Annotated in this window: 2 protein-coding genes and 1 pseudogene; all 3 read left to right on the top strand. The window is 72.6% G+C overall.

The features are described 5' to 3' along the window. Positions 1–769 (top strand): PP2C family protein-serine/threonine phosphatase (locus ACFTZL_RS43650; protein WP_382595822.1); only part of this gene is annotated, 769 nt, incomplete at its 5' end. 99 nt (positions 770–868) lie between these two features. Then, positions 869–2,215 (top strand): VWA domain-containing protein, encoded by a 1,347-nt coding sequence (locus tag ACFTZL_RS43645; protein WP_382595819.1) that lies wholly within the window; start codon positions 869–871, stop codon positions 2,213–2,215. 32 nt (positions 2,216–2,247) lie between these two features. Beyond that, positions 2,248–2,813 (top strand): annotated as a pseudogene (locus tag ACFTZL_RS43640) (hypothetical protein); the annotation flags it as partial.

The following is a 2,813-nucleotide window of genomic DNA, read 5'->3' as shown; positions in this document are numbered from 1 at the left end:
CCACCGCAACGAGGACGCGTTCGCCATCGGCACCACCGCGCTGCCCGACGGCACGCCCGCCTCCGTGGCGATCGTCTGCGACGGTGTCTCCTCGGCGACCCGCCCCGATGACGCCTCCCAGGCGGCGTCGAGGGCCGCGAGCGAGGCGGTGCTGGCCGCCCTGCCGCGCGGCGGGCATCCGCAGCAGGCGATGCACGACGCGATCGTCGCCGCCTCACGCGCCGTCAACTCGCTCGCCGATGAGCCCGCCACGGCCCGCGAGCAGGCCCCGCACCAGAACGCCCCGGCGTGCACCATCGTCGGTGCCGTGGTGACGTCGGGCCTGCTGATCGTCGGCTGGGTGGGCGACAGCCGCGCCTACTGGGTCCCGGTCGACCGGAGCGCTCCCCCCGCCCGGCTCACCGAGGACGACTCGTGGGCCGCGCAGATGGTCGCCGCGGGCCTGATGAACGAGTCCGAGGCCTACGCCGACGAGCGCGCCCACGCGATCACCGGCTGGCTCGGCGCGGACGCCTACGAGTTGGAACCGCACACCGCCGCGTTCAAGCCGGACCGGCCGGGCGTGGTGGTGGTCTGCACGGACGGCCTGTGGAACTACGCGGAGGCGGCCGAGGAGATGGCCCGGGTCCTCCCGGTCGACGCCGCCGCGCATCCGCTGCACAGCGCCCGGGTGCTCGTCGGCCACGCCCTGGACGGCGGGGGCCACGACAACGTAACAGTGGCCCTCGTGCCGTTCCCGGCCGTGCCCCAGGGGGCAGGATCGGCCTGAGGCCACGTACGGGGACGCCTCGGCGGACCGGAGGGGACCGGTCCGCCTACCGTCATCACCCCGCTCCGGTGGGGGCTTTCGAGGGGGATCGAAGCAGGCATGGCCATTTTCTCGAAGTCGAACGTGCCGCAGTTCTCGGTGGACGTGTACCAGAACGAGTACCTGCCGGAAGGCGCCGGCGAGGTCAACGCCATCGTCACGGTGACGGCGACCGGCGGCGGCACGATCGGCAGCGCGGTCGCGGCACCCCACCTCTACTCGCCCGGCCAGGGCCCGTCCGCGGCCGTGGCGGTCATGGTCGACTGCTCGGGGTCGATGGACTACCCGCCGACCAAGATGCGCAACGCCCGGGACGCCACGGCCGCCGCGATCGACACCCTGCGCGACGGCGTGCACTTCGCGGTGATCGGCGGGACGCACGTGGCCAAGGAGGTCTACCCGGGCGGCGGGCGCGTCGCGGTGGCCGACGCCACCACCCGCGAGCAGGCCAAGCAGGCGCTGCGCTCGCTCAGCGCGGGCGGCGGCACGGCCATCGGCACCTGGCTGAAACTCGCCGACCGCCTGCTGTCCTCCGCGGACGTCGCCATCCGGCACGGCATCCTGCTCACCGACGGCCGCAATGAGCACGAATCGCCCGAGGATCTGAAGGCCGCGCTCGACGCGTGCGCCGGGCGTTTCACCTGTGACGCGCGCGGCGTGGGCACCGACTGGGAAGTGAAAGAAGTCACAGGGATCGCCTCCGCCCTGCTCGGCACCGCCGACATCGTCGCCGATCCGGCCGGACTCGCCGCCGACTTCACACAGATGATGGAGACGGCGATGGGAAAGGAGGTCGCGGACGTCTCCCTGCGGCTGTGGACCCCGGTCGACACCACTGTGAAGTTCGTCAAGCAGGTCGCGCCGACGGTCGAGGAACTGACCGGCAGGCGCACCGAGGCGGGCCCCCGAGCCGGCGACTATCCCCTTGGTTCCTGGGGAGATGAGTCCCGTGACTACCACGTCTGTGTCGAGGTCCCGTCCGCGCACATCGGGCAGGAGATGCTTGCGGCCCGGATCTCGCTGGTCATTCCGCAGCCCGACGGCAGCGCCCAGAACCTCGGCGCGCAGGGCCTGGTGAAGGCCGTGTGGACCGACGACATGGTCGCCTCGACGTCGATCAACCCCCAGGTCGCCCACTACACCGGGCAGGCCGAACTGGCACAGGCCATCCAGCATGGGCTGGACCTTCGCAAAGCGGGGGATATGGATGGAGCAACGGCCAAACTGGGCCGGGCCGTTCAGCTCGCGAGTGCCTCCGGGAACGCCGATACTGCGAAACTGCTTGCGAAGGTGGTGGACGTGGTCGATGCCGCGACCGGTACTGTGCGACTGAAGGCGAAGGTTCAGGAGGCCGACGAGATGACGCTCGAGACCCGGTCCACCAAGACCGTTCGTGTAAAGAAGTGACCTAGAAGAGATCGAAGGAGGGACGGGCCGACATGCCGACCTGCCCGAACGGACACCAGTCGGGTTCCGACGACTGGTGCGAGGTCTGCGGTCACCGCATGGCGGGTGCCGTGCCTCCGCCCCCTCCACCGCCCCCGCCCGGCGGCTACGGCTTCCCGCCGCCTCCCGGCCCCGGCGGTCCGGGTGGCCCCGGTGGCCCGCCCGGCGGCCCCGGTGGACGCCCTCCGCACCTGTCCGCCGTACCGAACGCCGAGCCGGAGCTCTGCCCGCAGTGCCGTACGCCGCGTGAGGGCGGCGCACCGTTCTGCGAGGAGTGCCGGTGGAACTTCCTGACGAACACGGCGACCTCGTACACCCCCGCGGCCCCGCCCCCGCAGGCGCCCGGCCCGGGTGTGCGTTTCCAGCCTCCGGGCCAGCCCGGTCCCGGCCCGTCGGGCCCGTCCTACGGCGGCGGTGACTCGTACGACTACCAGGGCTCCCGCCCGTCGCAGGTGAACCGCCCGGCCGAGCCGATCCCGCCGTTCGGCAGCGATCCCTCGGGCCCTCCGCCGCCTCCCGGCGGCGGTTTCCCCGGACCGGGCGGCGCGCCCGGCCCCGG

It is taken from the genome of Streptomyces sp. NPDC056948 (assembly GCF_042674225.1).
Lineage (GTDB): Bacteria > Actinomycetota > Actinomycetes > Streptomycetales > Streptomycetaceae > Streptomyces > Streptomyces purpurascens.
Note: the sequence above shows the minus strand (reverse complement) of the source record. Positions and strands in the feature narration are given on the sequence as shown.

Excerpts from the sequence above, each read along its gene's own strand:
- ACFTZL_RS43645 (WP_382595819.1), top strand. The coding sequence starts at position 869 with ATGGCCATTTTCTCGAAGTCGAACGTGCCGCAGTTCTCGGTGGACGTG.